This is a genomic window from Streptomyces aurantiaciflavus (assembly GCF_049808595.1).
Lineage (GTDB): Bacteria > Actinomycetota > Actinomycetes > Streptomycetales > Streptomycetaceae > Streptomyces.
In genome coordinates, this window is record NZ_JBNCAQ010000004.1 from 189,538 (window position 1) to 203,167 (window position 13,630).

Genomic DNA, 13,630 nt, shown 5'->3' on the forward strand with positions numbered 1-13,630 from the left:
CGACTGACAGTCACTCCGCCGGTCACTCGGCGGAGGCGTCCGCCGGCCCGCTGCCGCCCCGCTCGGCCACCAGCGCCGCGGCCTCCTCGCGCAGGTCACGGCGGAGTTCCTTGGGCAGCGAGAAGGTGATGTGCTCATCGGCGGCCTTGACCAGCTCGACGTCGCCGTAGCCACGCTCGGCGAGCCAGGCCAGGACCTCCTCGACGAGGACCTCCGGGACGGAGGCACCGGAGGTGACGCCGACCGTGGTCACGCCCTCCAGCCAGGCCTCGTCGATCTCACTGGCGAAGTCCACCAGGTACGCCTGGCGCGAGCCGGCGAGCTTGGCGACCTCGACGAGCCGCTTGGAGTTGGAGGAGTTGCGGGAGCCGACGACGATCACCAGCTCCGCCTCGGCGCCCATCTGCTTCACCGCGAGCTGACGGTTCTGCGTGGCGTAGCAGATGTCGTCGCTGGGCGGGGAGACGAGCTGCGGGAACTTCTCCTTCAGGGCGTCGACGGTCTCCATGGTCTCGTCGACGGAGAGGGTGGTCTGCGACAGCCAGACGACCCTGGAGGGGTCGCGTACCTCGACCTTGGCGACGTCCTCGGGGCCGTCGACGAGCTGGATGTGGTCGGGGGCCTCGCCGGAGGTGCCGATGACCTCCTCGTGCCCCTCGTGGCCGATCAGGAGGATGTCGTAGTCCTCGTCGGCGAAGCGGACGGCTTCCTTGTGGACCTTGGTGACCAGCGGGCAGGTCGCGTCGATCGTGGCGAGCCGGCCGCGCCTGGCCTCCTCGTGGACGACGGGGGCGACCCCGTGCGCGGAGAACATGACGATGTTGCCCGGGGGCACCTCCTCCGTGCGCTCGACGAAGATCGCACCCTTCTTCTCCAGGGTCTGCACGACGTACTTGTTGTGGACGATCTCGTGGCGGACGTAGACGGGAGCGCCGTACTGCTCCAGGGCTTTCTCGACGGCGATCACGGCGCGGTCCACACCCGCGCAGTAGCCCCGGGGGGCGGCGAGCAGGACACGGCGGCCAGGCGAAGCGGTCATGCGTCCCATCGTAAGGCCGGGTGCGGCCGCCGATGGGTCACTGGGGGCTGCCGCCCCCAGACCCCCGCTTCGGCCCTGAAGGGGCCTCGTCCTCAAGCGCCGGACGGGCTGCATTGCCGTGACCGGCGTTGGAAAGTGGACGTGGCCGCCATGTCAGTCGGGGCCGATAGTCTCGAGCGCATGGCTGTCAACACGTCCGCCGAGACGCCTCTGCCCGTGGGTGAGGTGTCCCGGCTCATCGGGGGGTGGATCGACCGGCTCGGCGCGGTGTGGGTCGAGGGGCAGATCACCCAGTTGTCGCGGCGTCCGGGCGCGGGCGTCGTGTTCCTGACGCTGCGGGACCCGTCGTACGACGTCTCGGTGAGCGTGACGTGCTTCCGGCAGGTGTTCGACGCGGTCGCGGACGTCGTCGGCGAGGGCGCCCGGGTCGTCGTCCACGCCAAGCCGGAGTGGTACGCGCCGCGGGGGCAGTTGTCGCTGCGGGCGGTGGAGATACGGCCGGTGGGGGTCGGGGAGCTGCTGGCGCGGCTGGAGCAGCTGAAGAAGTCCCTCGCGGCGGAGGGGTTGTTCGCCCCCGAGCGCAAGAAGCCGCTGCCCTTCCTCCCCCAGCTCGTCGGGCTGGTGTGCGGGCGGGCCTCCGCCGCGGAGCGGGACGTCCTGGAGAACGCCCGGCACCGCTGGCCCGCCGTCCGCTTCGAGGTGCGCAACGTCGCGGTCCAGGGGGTGCACGCCGTGCCGCAGGTCGTCCAGGCCGTGAAGGAGCTGGACGCGCTGGAGGACGTGGACGTGATCATCGTGGCGCGTGGCGGCGGCAGCGTGGAGGATCTGCTGCCGTTCTCCGACGAGCAGCTGGTGCGGGCGGTCGCGGCCTGTCGTACGCCCGTCGTGTCGGCGATCGGGCACGAGCCCGACAATCCGCTCCTGGACCATGTGGCCGACCTGCGCGCCTCCACGCCCACCGACGCGGCCAAGAAGGTCGTACCGGACGTCGGCGAGGAGCTGGAGCGGGTGCGGATGCTGCGCGGCCGGGCGCGGCGGTGCATGGAGGCCTTCGTGGAGCGGGAGGAGCGCGGGCTCGCCCACGCGCTCGCGCGGCCCGTGATACAGGATCCGCACCGGATGATCGACGAGCGCGCGGAGCAGGTCGCCTCGCTGGTCGACCGTTCCCGGCGCACGCTCGGCCACCTGCTGGACCGCGCCGACTCCGAGTTGACGCACACCCACGCGCGTGTGGTGGCGCTCTCCCCCGCCGCGACGCTGAAGCGTGGGTACGCGGTGCTGCAGAGGGCGGACGGGCACGTGGTGCGGGATCCGGGCGAGGTGTCCGCGGACGAGGCGCTGCGGGCGCGGGTCGCCGAGGGCGAGTTCACGGTTCGAGTCGACGGCTAGTCGGTGACGGTTCGCTGCCGGCAGTCCCCTGCCGGCGGTTCGTCGTCGGCGGTTACTCAAGGATTGGGTGCATGACGGACAGGACGGACGAGGCGCTCGGGTACGAGCAGGCACGCGACGAGCTCATCGAGGTCGTACGCCGTCTGGAGGCGGGGGGTACGACGCTGGAGGAGTCCCTCGCCCTGTGGGAGCGCGGTGAGGAGCTGGCCAGGGTGTGCCGGCGCTGGCTGGAGGGCGCGCGGGCGCGGCTGGACGCGGCGCTGGCCGAGGAGGAGGAGCAGGAGAAACAGGGTTAGGGGAGGGAGAGAGAGCAAGAGAGCAAGAGAGCAGGGGGAGCAGGGGCGGTGGGCTGTGAAGCGGGTCACCCCACCCCAGCTTTGTTGAAGATTGAACTTCTTTCGCGTACTGTCGTGCACGTCAGCCGGTCCGGTGCTCCGGATCCGGACGCGCACTCTGGAAAGTTCACGCATGTCTCTCGTTCTTGACTCCGCCGCCCAGGACCTGCTGTTCCGCGAGGCCCGCACCGCGAACACCTTCACCGACGAGCCGGTGACCGACGAGCAGGTCCAGGCGATCTACGACCTGGTCAAGTACGGTCCGACCGCCTTCAACCAGACCCCGCTGCGCATCACCCTGGTCCGCTCCGCCGAGGCCCGTGAGCGTCTGGTGCAGCACATGGCCGAGGGCAACCAGGCCAAGACGGCCACCGCCCCGCTGGTCGCGATCCTCTCCGCGGACAACGAGTTCCACGAGGAGCTGCCGACCCTGTTCCCGGCGTTCCCGCAGGCCAAGGACGTCTTCTTCAGCGAGCGCGCCGCCCGTGAGGGCTCCGCCACCCTGAACGCCGCCCTGCAGACCGCCTACTTCATCGTCGGCGTCCGCGCCGCGGGTCTGGCCGCCGGCCCGATGACCGGCTTCGACGCGGAGGGCGTCCGCAAGGAGTTCCTGGACGACGACCACACCCCGCTGGTCGTCGTGAACATCGGCAAGCCCGGCGAGAACGCCTCCTACCCGCGCTCCCCGCGCCTGGCGTACGACGACGTCGTCACCACCGTCTGACACCGGGACGTGACGGGGGCCCCCGGCGGAATCGCCGGGGGCGCCCCCGCCCCGGGGCGGGGGGGGGCCCGGGGGGGGGGGCCCCGCCCCCCCGCCCCCCCCCCCCCCCCCCCCCCCCCCGGGGCCGCTCACGCCGTCTTCAGCGACTCCGCCATCTGCGCCAGCTCGGCCCACGACGTGGTGCCGGCCACCACCGTCGTCGAGCCGTCGGCGCCCTCCAGCACGAGGGCGTCGTAGCGGCCGTCGGTGTAGCGGGTCCAGGTCCGGCCGGCGAGTTGCTCGGTCTTGTCCGTCTTGCGGGCGCCCTGGGTCGCCTCGTCGATGAACTCGGAGCGTTTGGCCTGAGCGGACTGCTCGACCTGGACGTACTCGTCGTCGGGGGTGCGGAAGCCGAGGTGCCAGGCGTCGGAGTCGGCGCCGTCGAAGCGCACGGAGGTCGCCTTCCAGTCGGCCGGCAGGCCCTCGGGCGCGGCCACCGGGTACGAGGCCGCCCGGCGCGCCGTGAGGAGCTCGACGCGGTAGTCGACCCGCTTGATGTCAGGAGCCTGGTCGTCGTGCGGGATGAAGAGGTACATGACGAACCCGGCGACCATGATCAGGCCCAGGGAGAGCACCATGTCCCGGACCGTCTGCGTCTTGCCTTTCGAACCTGCCACGCCCCCTATCGTCGCAGGTACCCGGCGCGCTCATCCGTGGGGTCCCCTGCTCATTTTGTCGGACTGACGATAGAGTCGGGCTTCGAACCCTCATCCGGCCGTCGTCGTATCAGAAAGGTGCGCTCCGATGACCGAGCATCATCATCTGCCGTCCGAACTCGATGTGCCTTCCGAGGCTCCCGACCGCAACCTCGCCCTGGAACTGGTCCGCGTGACCGAAGCGGCGGCGATGGCCGCGGGCCGCTGGGTGGGGCGCGGTGACAAGAACGGCGCCGACGGTGCCGCGGTACGCGCGATGCGGACCCTCGTCTCCACCGTCTCGATGAACGGCGTGGTCGTCATCGGCGAGGGCGAGAAGGACGAGGCCCCGATGCTCTTCAACGGGGAGCGCGTCGGCGACGGCACCGGCCCCGAGTGCGACATCGCCGTCGACCCGATCGACGGCACCACGCTGACGGCCAAGGGCATGCCGAACGCGATCGCCGTCCTCGCGGCCGCCGAGCGCGGCTCGATGTTCGACCCGTCCGCCGTGTTCTACATGGACAAGCTGGTCACCGGCCCCGAGGCCGCCGAGTTCGTCGACATCGACGCACCCGTCGAGGTGAACATCCGCCGGGTCGCCAAGGCCAAGCGCGGCACCCCCGAGGACGTCACCGTCGTCATCCTGGACCGGCCGCGGCACGAGGGCATCATCCAGGAGATCCGGGAGACCGGGGCGCGCATCAAGCTGATCTCCGACGGCGATGTCGCCGGCTCGATCCTGGCGCTGCGTGAGGGCACCGGGATCGATCTGCTGCTCGGGATCGGCGGCACACCCGAGGGGATCATCTCGGCCTGTGCCGTGAAGTGCCTGGGCGGCACCATCCAGGGCAAGTTGTGGCCCAAGGACGACGAGGAGCGGCAGCGGGCGCTGGACGCGGGGCACGACCTCGACCGTGTGCTGACGACCGAGGATCTGGTGACCGGCGAGAACGTCTTCTTCGTCGCCACCGGGATCACCGACGGGGAACTGCTGCGCGGGGTGCGGTACCGGTCGGAGACCGCCACCACCGACTCGATCGTGATGCGGTCCAAGTCGGGGACCGTGCGGCGGATCGACTCCGAGCACCGGCTGAGCAAGCTGCGGGCCTACAGCGCGATCGACTTCGACCGCGCCAAGTAGGAGCCCGCAGAGGCAGGTCCCGGCAGGGATCCCCACGGGCGAGCAGGGAGCCCGCGGACAGGCAGCGACCCGAAGTGGGGGCGCCCCCGGTGCGGAGGGGGCGCCCCTGCTCGACGGTGAGGTGGGTCAGCCGGCCGCGGCTATGCGGTTCGCCGCCCTGGCCGCCTTCTTCAGTTCCATGTCGCGGCGGCGGCGCCGGGCCAGGACCACTCGGCGTTCGGCGGCGGTGAGGCCGCCCCAGACGCCGTAGGGCTCGGGCTGCAGAAGGGCGTGCTCGCGGCACTCCACCATGACCGGACAGCGGGCGCAGACCCGCTTGGCCGCCTCCTCGCGGGAGAGGCGGGCGGCGGTGGGTTCCTTGGAGGGGGCGAAGAACAGGCCTGCCTCGTCGCGCCGGCACACGGCCTCGGTGTGCCAGGGAGCGTCTTGGTCCCTGTCGCGCGCTGGCACCCGCTGGGCCGGAACAGCGGCTACCTGCAGGGACGAATGCGGCGGTTGCAGCACGGTCTACTCCTGACGACGGCTTCGCGAGCGAGAGACGATGCAGCAAGCCCTACCCGCTGTGCGCGCGCCTATGCACTGAGTCCCGAAGCGCACCGGCATTCACAACCGTCAACGGTCGAGGTGTTTGCGCAAACTCCTGTCGACCTTGTGCTGGACGCGATCGAGGATGTCCGCGACGAGCTTGCCGCGCTTCGGCCGGCCCTCGACGCTGCCGAGGACCGCCCAGCCGTCGACGTGGACGACGGGGGCGTCCGGCTCCGGGGAGTCGAGGGTGTCCACCTCGAAGCTGCCGAGGACACCGCCGCCGGCGCCGCGCAGCGAGACGTTCTCCGGGACGCGGATCTCGACGCTGCCGCAGACCGTGAACGCCTTGATGACGACCTGCTGGTACTCGAACAGCGCCTCGCTCAGGTCGATCTCGACACTGCCGAAGATCGCGTACGCGTGGATACGGCGGCCCGTGCGCCAGCGGCCCCTGCGGACGGCGCTGCTGAAGACCGCGACGAGGTTGTCGTCGGGGTCGGCGGGGATCGTCCCGGGGGCCGGGCGGTTCGGGGTCGCCGCGTGCGGCGGGGCGTGCCGGTGATGGGCGGCGGGCAGGTCCCGGATGAACACGTCCAGTTCGCCGACCGTCTTGGCGGCCAGCACGCCCTCGACGCGCTCGGCGTGCTCCTCTGCGGTGAGCCGCCCCTCGGCGAGGGCCTCGCGCAGGATGTCGGCGATGCGGTCACGGTCGGCGTCCGAGGCGCGCAACTCGGCGACGGGGGCGCGCGGTTCGGTCTGCTTCTGAAGGTCCACGGCAGCAGCGTACCGAAACACGATAGATCGCGATAGCCCCCGTTCGGCCATCGCCGGGTGGCTGAAGGACGTCCAACTGAGCCTTACCTCACAGGCTCGGTGTCAGAGGCAGGTTCTACGCTGGTGGGCGCTGCCAATGGAGGCCAGCCGCGCTGTCTGTCGAGTGAGGAATGGGCACCGATGCCTGAGTTCGAGTACACCGATCTGCTCCCCATGGGAGAGGACACCACCCCCTACCGGCTGGTGACCTCCGAGGGTGTCTCCACCTTCGAGGCCGACGGGCGGACGTTCCTCAAGGTGGAGCCGGAGGCCCTGCGCAAGCTGGCCGAGGAGGCCGTCCACGACATCCAGCACTACCTGCGCCCGGCCCACCTCGCGCAGCTGCGCCGCATCATCGACGACCCCGAGGCGTCCGGCAACGACAAGTTCGTCGCCCTCGACCTGCTGAAGAACGCGAACATCGCGGCGGCGGGCGTGCTGCCGATGTGCCAGGACACCGGCACGGCCATCGTCATGGGCAAGCGCGGGCAGAACGTGCTCACGCGGGGGCGGGACGAGGAGGCCCTCTCCCGCGGCATCTACGACGCCTACACCAAGCTGAACCTGCGCTACTCGCAGATGGCTCCGCTCACCATGTGGGAGGAGAAGAACACGGGCTCCAACCTCCCGGCGCAGATCGAGCTGTACGCGACCGACGGCGGCGCCTACAAGTTCCTGTTCATGGCGAAGGGCGGCGGCTCCGCCAACAAGTCCTTCCTGTACCAGGAGACGAAGGCCGTTCTGAACGAGGCCTCCATGATGAAGTTCCTGGAGGAGAAGATCCGCTCGCTGGGTACGGCCGCCTGCCCGCCCTACCACCTGGCGATCGTCGTCGGCGGTACGTCCGCCGAGTACGCGCTGAAGACCGCCAAGTACGCCTCCGCGCACTACCTGGACGAGATCCCGGCCGAGGGCTCGCCGCTCGGGCACGGCTTCCGGGACAAGGAGCTGGAGGAGAAGGTCTTCGAGCTGACGCAGAGGATCGGGATCGGCGCGCAGTTCGGCGGCAAGTACTTCTGCCACGACGTGCGGGTGGTGCGACTGCCGCGGCACGGGGCGTCCTGCCCGGTGGCCATCGCCGTGTCGTGCTCCGCCGACCGGCAGGCCGTCGCGAAGATCACCGCCGAGGGCGTCTTCCTCGAGCAGCTGGAGACCGACCCGGCGCGGTTCCTGCCGGACACCACGGACGAGCATCTGGACGAGTCGTCCGACGTGGTCCGCATCGACCTCAACCAGCCGATGGACGACATCCTCGCCGAGCTGACCAAGTACCCGGTCAAGACCCGGCTGTCGCTGTCCGGCCCGCTGGTCGTGGCCCGCGACATCGCGCACGCCAAGATCAAGGAGCGGCTGGACGCGGGCGAGGAGATGCCGCAGTACCTGAAGGACCACCCGGTGTACTACGCCGGCCCGGCGAAGACGCCCGAGGGCTACGCGTCCGGTTCCTTCGGCCCGACCACGGCCGGGCGCATGGACTCCTACGTCGAGCAGTTCCAGGCGGCGGGTGGTTCGAAGGTGATGCTGGCCAAGGGCAACCGCAGCCAGCAGGTCACGGACGCGTGCGACGCCCACGGCGGTTTCTACCTCGGCTCCATCGGCGGCCCCGCCGCCCGGCTCGCCCAGGACTGCATCAAGAAGGTCGAGGTCGTCGAGTACGAGGAGCTCGGCATGGAGGCCGTCTGGAAGATCGAGGTCGAGGACTTCCCGGCGTTCATCGTCGTCGACGACAAGGGCAACGACTTCTTCAAGGACCCGGCGCCGCAGCCGACGTTCACGTCGATCCCGGTGCGGGGGCCCGGGCTGGCGTAGCGCCCGGGCCTCGTCCCGGAGCTCCCCGGAGGGGGCGCCCCGGGACGGGCTGCGGGGTGCCCGCCGGGCGAGCCGGTCCAGCGGTTCACAGGACCCCTGTGAGCGACGCCCGCCCCTGATTGGCGCAGGGGCGGGCGTCGCCTCAGGCCGGGTCAGCCGGCGCAGACGGTCAGATCGACCGTGTCGCCGGCTTTGACGGTCGTCGGGCTGTGCGGGTCCAGCGCGACCACCGAGCCCGGCTTGCAGCCCTTGACGGCCTTCTTGCCGACGGTGCCGAGTGGCGTCCGCGTCTGCTTGAGGCACCCGACGGAGCAGCGCGCGGAACATCCGCCGGGTGCCGATCGCTGTACCCGGCATGAGCGAATACCGCATCGAGCACGACTCCATGGGTGAGGTACGGGTCCCGGCGACTGCCAAGTGGCGGGCGCAGACACAGCGCGCGGTGGAGAACTTCCCCGTCTCGGGCCAGCGCCTGGAGCGCGCCCACATCGAGGCCCTCGCCCGGATCAAGGGCGCCGCCGCCAAGGTCAACGCCGAGTTGGGCGTGCTCGACAAGGACCTGGCCGACGCCGTCCAGGAGGCCGCCGCCGAGGTGGCGGAAGGACGCTGGGACGAGCACTTCCCCGTCGACGTGTTCCAGACCGGCTCGGGCACCTCGTCCAACATGAACACCAACGAGGTCATCGCCACGCTCGCGAGCGAGCGCCTCGGTCGGGACGTCCACCCCAACGACCACGTCAACGCCTCGCAGTCCTCGAACGACGTGTTCCCCTCCTCCCTCCACATCGCCGCCACCGCCGCCGTCACCCGGGACCTGATCCCGGCCCTGGAGCACCTGGCCGTCGCCCTCGAACGCAAGGCGGAGGAGTTCGCGGACGTGGTGAAGTCCGGGCGGACGCATCTCATGGACGCCACGCCCGTGACGCTGGGTCAGGAGTTCGGCGGGTACGCCGCGCAGGTGCGGTACGGCGTCGAACGGCTGAAGGCCTCCCTCCCCCGGCTCGCCGAGCTGCCGCTGGGCGGCACCGCCGTCGGCACCGGCATCAACACGCCGCCCGGCTTCTCCGCCGCCGTCATCCAGGAGGTGGCCCGCGTCACCGGGCTGCCGCTGACCGAGGCGCGCGACCACTTCGAGGCGCAGGGCGCGCGGGACGGGATCGTCGAGACCAGTGGTCAGCTGCGGACCATCGCCGTGTCGCTGACGAAGATCGCCAACGATCTGCGGTGGATGTCCTCCGGGCCGCGCACCGGGCTCGCCGAGATCTCCCTCCCCGACCTGCAGCCCGGCTCCTCGATCATGCCCGGGAAGGTCAACCCCGTGATCCCGGAGGCCGTCCTGATGGTCGCCGCCCAGGTCACCGGGAACGACGCCACCGTCGCCACGGCGGGGGCCGCCGGCAACTTCGAGCTCAACGTGATGCTGCCGGTCATCGCCAAGAACGTGCTCGAGTCGGTCCGGCTGCTCGCCAACGTCTCCCGGCTGCTCGCCGACCGGACCGTCGACGGCATCGTCGCCCACCGGGAACGGGCCCGTGAGTACGCCGAGTCGTCGCCGTCCGTGGTCACCCCGCTCAACAAGTACATCGGGTACGAGGAGGCCGCGAAGGTCGCCAAGAAGGCGCTGGCGGAGCGGAAGACCATCCGGGAGGCGGTACTCGACGGAGGGTACGTGGAGCGCGGTGACCTGACGCTCCAGCAGCTCGACGAGGCGTTGGATGTCCTGCGGATGACGCGCCCGTAACCTTTGGCGTCCGGCGCGAGAACCGTGACGACTGCCGCAGCGTCGTATGGCCATGGCACCTAATATCTGTGCATGGCAGACGGTGGAGCGGTGAGACGCGTGGGAACGGGCGGTGCGGCGGTCTTCTGGGAGCCCGGGGAGCAGATCCTGTGGCGCTACCGGGAGAACGGCGGCGAGCGCTTCCACATCGCCCGGCCCGTCACCGTCGTACGCGACGACGAGGATCTGCTCGCCGTGTGGATGGCCCCCGGCACCCAGTGCGTCAAACCCGTGCTCGCCGACGGCACCCCCCTGCACCAGGAACCGCTGCGGACGCGGTACACCAGGCCCCGGACCGTGGTGCGCGACCGCTGGTTCGGCACCGGCGTGCTGAAGCTGGCCCGGCCCGGTGAGCCCTGGTCGGTGTGGCTGTTCTGGGAGCCGGGCTGGCAGTTCAAGAACTGGTACGTCAACCTGGAGCAGCCCTTGGCCCGTTGGGAGGGCGGTGTGGACTCCGAGGACCACTTTCTGGACATCTGTGTGTACCCGGACCGCACCTGGGGCTGGCGCGACGAGGACGAGTTCGCCCAGGCCCAGCAGGACGGCCTGATGGACGCGTCGGTGGCCGAACGGGTGCGGGAGGCGGGCCGGTCCGCGGTGGACGTGATCCACGCCTGGGGGCCGCCGTTCTCGGACGGCTGGCAGGACTGGCGCCCGAATCCCTCATGGGCCGTACCGTTGCTGCCGGAGGACTGGGACCGCACGCCCGCGCACCTGTCCACATGAGACCCTTGCTGCGCCCCCGGGCGACAAACGTAGGATCGTCCTCCGCAAGGGCTTGAATCAGCAACTCCCGGAGCAGACGCCAGGTCTGACCGAATGTCACCGAGGGGCGGCAGGACGTGAGCGAGGGGTACGAGGGCAACACTGGTGGGGCGGGCGGGATTCTCGACGCCGGCCCCGTGGGCCGCGCCCGGTGCACCGGTGGCACAGGAACAGACTCTGACCACGCGGGAACTCCGTTCCGGGGACATGTATTCCGGGTATCGGGTTCTCTGCGGGACCCACTGCACGCGCGGCGCGCAGCCCCGGACGGACGGATTCGACACGCGTGACGGAGCAGCCCACCTCCTACGAGCGCCCCCAGGGCGGCGACCCCACGGACCCCCGCGGGGCGCTTCTGCGTTCCCAGGCGCCCGTGCCGGACTCCACGGTCTTACCGTCCCCCGCCGCCCAGGCCCGCACCGACGGGGCCCCGGGCATCGGCACGCCGGGCTCTCCGGCGCCGTACGGCAGGACCGGTAAGGCAAGCACGGGAGGCACGGCAGGCAAGGGGGCAGAGGTGGGCAAGGGCAAGGATCCGGCCGGTTCCGGTCCCGAGCACTCGCAGCCCGTGTCCGCCGAGTCCATGGGAGCGCTTCCCGGGCGGGCGGAGCCGAGCGTGGGGGACCACCGGCCGCGCCCGGTGCCCGAGTCCATCCCGGTTCAGCCGGGCGCCGAGCACGGCCCCGACGGGCAGGAGCGCCGTACCGGACAGGTGTCGGCGCCCGGCCGGCCCACGCCGATGCGGCGGGACGGGGACCGGCTGCGCTTCGTGGGCGCGGCCACCCGGCGGATCGCCCGCGGTCTGGATCTGGACGAGATCGTGATGGGGCTGTGCCGGGCCACCGTGCCGACCTTCTCCGACGCGATCCTCGTCCATCTGCGCGACCCGCTGCCGGTGGGCGACGAACGCCCGGCGGCGGACCGTGTCGTGCTGCGGCTGCGGCGCACCGACCGGATCCCGGAGGAGCGGGACACCGAGACCGGTTTCGCGGCGCTGGGCCTGCCGCCCCCGGAGACGCCGGACCGGCAGGAGCTGTCGGCGGTGGTCGCCGAGCTGTGCGAGGTCCGGCCCGGCGGAGCGCTCGCGGAGGTGCTGCGCGGGGTGCGCCCGGTGTTCGCCGACAGCCCGGCCGCCCGCGCCGCGCTGCCCGAGCTGCTGGGCGAGGACAGCCGGCTGGACGTCCCGGACGGCAAGCGGGCGATCCTGGCCCCGCTGCGCGGCCGGCGCCGGGTGATCGGCGCGGCCGTCTTCATCCGCCGCCCGGACCGCATCCCGTTCGAGAACGACGATCTGCTGGTCGCCGCCCAGCTCGCCACCCACAGCGCCCTGGGCATCGACAAGGCGGTGCTGTACGACCGTGAGGCGTACATCGCCGACGAGCTGCAGCGCACCATGCTCCCGGAGACCCTGCCGCGTCCCACGGGCGTACGGCTGGCCTCCCGCTACCTGCCCGCCGCGGAGACCGCGCGGGTCGGCGGCGACTGGTACGACGCCATCCCGCTGCCGGGCAGCCGGGTGGCGCTGGTGGTGGGTGACGTCATGGGGCACTCGATGACGTCCGCCGCGATCATGGGCCAGCTGCGGACGACCGCGCAGACCCTCGCCGGGCTCGACCTGCCGCCGCAGGAGGTGCTGCACCACCTCGACGAGCAGGCCCAGCGCCTGGGCACCGACCGCATGGCGACCTGCCTGTACGCCGTCTACGACCCGGTCTCGCACCGCATCACCATCGCCAACGCCGGCCATCCGCCGCCCGTCCTGCTGCATCTGGGCGGCCGGGCCGAGGTGCTGCGCGTGCCGCCGGGCGCGCCGATCGGGGTCGGCGGCGTCGACTTCGAGGCCGTGGAGCTGGACGCGCCCGCCGGGGCGACGCTGCTGCTGTACACCGACGGCCTGGTGGAGTCCCGGCTGCGGGACGTGGCGACCGGCATAGAGCAACTGCGGGAGAAGCTGGAGGCGACCGCGCAGCTCACCGGGCCGGATCATCCGCCGCCGCTGGAAGCGCTGTGCGACGAGGTGCTGGACATGCTCGGGCCGGGCGACCGGGACGACGACATCGCGCTGCTCGCCGCCCGGTTCGACGGGATCGCGCCGAGTGACGTGGCGTACTGGTTCCTGGAGCCGGAGGACGCCGCGCCCGGGCAGGCCCGGCGGCTGGCCCGGCGGGCGCTGGAGCGGTGGGGGCTGGAGGAACTCACCGATTCGGTGGAGCTGCTGGTGAGCGAGGTGGTCACCAACGCGGTGCGGTATGCCACGCGGCCGGTCACCTTGCGGCTGCTGCGTACCGACGTGCTGCGGTGCGAGGTCGGGGACGACGTGCCGCAGTTGCCCCGGCTCCGGCAGGCCCGGGCCACGGACGAGGGCGGGCGCGGGCTGTTCCTGGTGAACCGGCTGGCCCGGCGGTGGGGGGCCACTCGGCTGAGTACCGGCAAAGTGGTCTGGTTCGAGCTGAACCGGGGCTGACGGCCTCTGCAGAGACACACGGAGAGGGGGGGGGGGGGGGGGCGGGGGGCGCCGCTGGGTGTGTATGTGGGGGCCGCAGTCCCCCCAGGGGGCGTTTGGGTGGGGGCCCCCCGCCCGCGGGGGGGCCCCCCCCCCGGCCCCCCCCCCCGGGGGGGCGCCCCGGGGG

12 protein-coding genes are annotated in these 13,630 nt (G+C 71.6%); 8 read left to right on the plus strand and 4 right to left on the minus strand.

Annotated features, from left to right (window positions below; genetic code table 11):
* Positions 1 to 22 precede the first annotated feature (22 nt).
* Positions 23 to 1,048: a 4-hydroxy-3-methylbut-2-enyl diphosphate reductase gene (locus tag ACPT94_RS05840; protein WP_360336266.1), complete on the minus strand. Its 1,026-nt coding sequence runs from the start codon at positions 1,046 to 1,048 to the stop codon at positions 23 to 25.
* Positions 1,049 to 1,219: 171 nt separating this feature from the next.
* On the opposite strand from ACPT94_RS05840, the gene xseA reads away from it, so the two are divergent.
* From xseA to ACPT94_RS05855, 3 genes are all read left to right on the plus strand, one after another.
* On the plus strand, positions 1,220 to 2,428 hold the full coding sequence (xseA, locus tag ACPT94_RS05845; protein ID WP_425245267.1) for an exodeoxyribonuclease VII large subunit: 1,209 nt from the start codon (positions 1,220 to 1,222) through the stop codon (positions 2,426 to 2,428).
* A 71-nt stretch (positions 2,429 to 2,499) separates the two neighbouring features.
* Positions 2,500 to 2,724 (plus strand): exodeoxyribonuclease VII small subunit, encoded by a 225-nt coding sequence (locus ACPT94_RS05850; protein WP_360336270.1) that lies wholly within the window; start codon positions 2,500 to 2,502, stop codon positions 2,722 to 2,724.
* Positions 2,725 to 2,896: 172 nt separating this feature from the next.
* Positions 2,897 to 3,487 carry a malonic semialdehyde reductase gene (locus ACPT94_RS05855; protein WP_360336272.1) on the plus strand — a complete coding sequence of 197 codons (591 nt, stop codon included), beginning with the start codon at positions 2,897 to 2,899 and terminating at the stop codon, positions 3,485 to 3,487.
* A 128-nt stretch (positions 3,488 to 3,615) separates the two neighbouring features.
* Here the strand turns inward: ACPT94_RS05855 and ACPT94_RS05860 are convergent, their stop codons facing one another.
* Positions 3,616 to 4,143 (minus strand): DUF4245 domain-containing protein, encoded by a 528-nt coding sequence (locus ACPT94_RS05860; protein ID WP_360348719.1) that lies wholly within the window; start codon positions 4,141 to 4,143, stop codon positions 3,616 to 3,618.
* A 127-nt stretch (positions 4,144 to 4,270) separates the two neighbouring features.
* On the opposite strand from ACPT94_RS05860, the gene glpX reads away from it, so the two are divergent.
* A complete protein-coding gene (glpX, locus tag ACPT94_RS05865) occupies positions 4,271 to 5,305 on the plus strand; it encodes a class II fructose-bisphosphatase (protein WP_360348722.1) in 1,035 nt (344 codons plus the stop codon).
* A gap of 126 nt (positions 5,306 to 5,431) precedes the next feature.
* On the opposite strand, the gene ACPT94_RS05870 is transcribed toward glpX, so the two are convergent.
* Both ACPT94_RS05870 and ACPT94_RS05875 read right to left on the minus strand, forming a co-directional pair.
* Positions 5,432 to 5,809, minus strand: coding sequence for a WhiB family transcriptional regulator (locus tag ACPT94_RS05870; RefSeq protein WP_189934029.1), 378 nt, complete (start codon positions 5,807 to 5,809; stop codon positions 5,432 to 5,434).
* 108 nt (positions 5,810 to 5,917) lie between these two features.
* Entirely contained in the window at positions 5,918 to 6,607 is a 690-nt protein-coding gene (locus ACPT94_RS05875; protein ID WP_360348726.1) for a DUF1707 SHOCT-like domain-containing protein, read from the minus strand.
* A 180-nt stretch (positions 6,608 to 6,787) separates the two neighbouring features.
* Here ACPT94_RS05875 and ACPT94_RS05880 point away from each other — a divergent pair, with 180 nt between their 5' ends.
* The 4 genes from ACPT94_RS05880 to ACPT94_RS05895 all read left to right on the plus strand — a co-directional run bounded on the left by ACPT94_RS05880 (position 6,788) and on the right by ACPT94_RS05895 (position 13,464).
* Complete coding sequence (locus ACPT94_RS05880; protein WP_360348729.1) at positions 6,788 to 8,455, plus strand: fumarate hydratase; 1,668 nt, start codon at positions 6,788 to 6,790, stop codon at positions 8,453 to 8,455.
* A 355-nt stretch (positions 8,456 to 8,810) separates the two neighbouring features.
* Positions 8,811 to 10,196 carry a class II fumarate hydratase gene (locus ACPT94_RS05885; protein WP_360348880.1) on the plus strand — a complete coding sequence of 462 codons (1,386 nt, stop codon included), beginning with the start codon at positions 8,811 to 8,813 and terminating at the stop codon, positions 10,194 to 10,196.
* A 72-nt stretch (positions 10,197 to 10,268) separates the two neighbouring features.
* Positions 10,269 to 10,961, plus strand: coding sequence for a cytidylyl-2-hydroxypropylphosphonate hydrolase (gene fomD / locus ACPT94_RS05890; protein WP_360348732.1), 693 nt, complete (start codon positions 10,269 to 10,271; stop codon positions 10,959 to 10,961).
* 325 nt (positions 10,962 to 11,286) lie between these two features.
* Complete coding sequence (locus tag ACPT94_RS05895) at positions 11,287 to 13,464, plus strand: SpoIIE family protein phosphatase (protein WP_425245268.1); 2,178 nt, start codon at positions 11,287 to 11,289, stop codon at positions 13,462 to 13,464.
* Positions 13,465 to 13,630: the final 166 nt, after the last annotated feature.

Coding starts and splice junctions, on each gene's coding strand:
- ACPT94_RS05880 (WP_360348729.1), top strand. CDS start 6,788: ATGCCTGAGTTCGAGTACACCGATCTGCTCCCCATGGGAGAGGACACC.
- ACPT94_RS05885 (WP_360348880.1), top strand. CDS start 8,811: ATGAGCGAATACCGCATCGAGCACGACTCCATGGGTGAGGTACGGGTC.
- xseA (WP_425245267.1), top strand. CDS start 1,220: ATGGCTGTCAACACGTCCGCCGAGACGCCTCTGCCCGTGGGTGAGGTG.
- glpX (WP_360348722.1), top strand. CDS start 4,271: ATGACCGAGCATCATCATCTGCCGTCCGAACTCGATGTGCCTTCCGAG.
- ACPT94_RS05850 (WP_360336270.1), top strand. CDS start 2,500: ATGACGGACAGGACGGACGAGGCGCTCGGGTACGAGCAGGCACGCGAC.
- ACPT94_RS05855 (WP_360336272.1), top strand. CDS start 2,897: ATGTCTCTCGTTCTTGACTCCGCCGCCCAGGACCTGCTGTTCCGCGAG.
- fomD (WP_360348732.1), top strand. CDS start 10,269: ATGGCAGACGGTGGAGCGGTGAGACGCGTGGGAACGGGCGGTGCGGCG.
- ACPT94_RS05840 (WP_360336266.1), bottom strand. CDS start 1,048: ATGGGACGCATGACCGCTTCGCCTGGCCGCCGTGTCCTGCTCGCCGCC.